Genomic DNA, 761 nt, shown 5'->3' with positions numbered 1-761 from the left:
CGCCCAGCGGGACGTGCCGCTGGTCTCCGCTTCCACCACCACCGTCCCGCTGGACGGGCTGGTGCCCCCGGACACCGGCTCGCTCGACCGGGAGCTGGACCAGCTCGGCGAGCGGGTGCGCACCGCGGCGGGTCCGGGACTGGCTGCCGTGCTCGACCGGCCGCAGGCCCGCGTCACCACCCTCGACGTCGCGGCAAGTGGTCCCGAACTGCCCAGCCCCTACGGCAAACCGCCGCGTTTCAGTCTGGTCCACGCCCAGCCCGACGGCGCGGGCGGCACGGTCGAGTACCTTCAGGGCCGCGCGCCGCGGCAGCCCGGGGCCGACCCGCGCGTCCCGGCCGGAGGGGCGGCCCCGATCGAGGTCGCGGTCTCCGACGGCACCCGGGAGAGGCTCGGCCTGACGGTCGGCCGGCGGTTCGACCTGTCGGACCGCGGCTGGGCCGCCCCGGTCCTCGTGGTCGGGGTCTTCCGGACCGACCGCGGCGCGGGCCGGCTCTGGCAGCAGTCCCCGATGCTGGTCTCCCCGTGGACCGTGGCGGTGGACCCCGGCCAGGAGCTGAGCGGCCAGCTGCTGACCAGTGCCGACGGGATCGAGACGATCGCGAAGCACGGCCTCGCGGTCAAGGTGGTCTGGGAGCTGCCGACGGCCGTCGACCGGTCCGGGCCGGCCGCCACCCCGGCCGGGATCGCCGCAATGCAGTCCGCCCTGCGAGGACTGCGCGCCGCCGGGCCGGACCGGCTGTGCGGGTCCAGGCTCACGG

At 77.0% G+C, this 761-nt stretch carries 1 protein-coding gene; it reads left to right on the top strand.

All coding sequences use genetic code 11. The features are described from left to right. Positions 1–761 (top strand): hypothetical protein (locus tag VR45_RS32910; protein WP_159394437.1); only part of this gene is annotated, 761 nt, incomplete at both ends.

Source organism: Streptomyces sp. NRRL S-495, assembly GCF_000966955.1.
In the GTDB taxonomy this organism is placed as follows: Bacteria; Actinomycetota; Actinomycetes; order Streptomycetales; family Streptomycetaceae; genus Kitasatospora; species Kitasatospora purpeofusca.
This window is presented reverse-complemented; position numbering and strand designations above follow the sequence as displayed.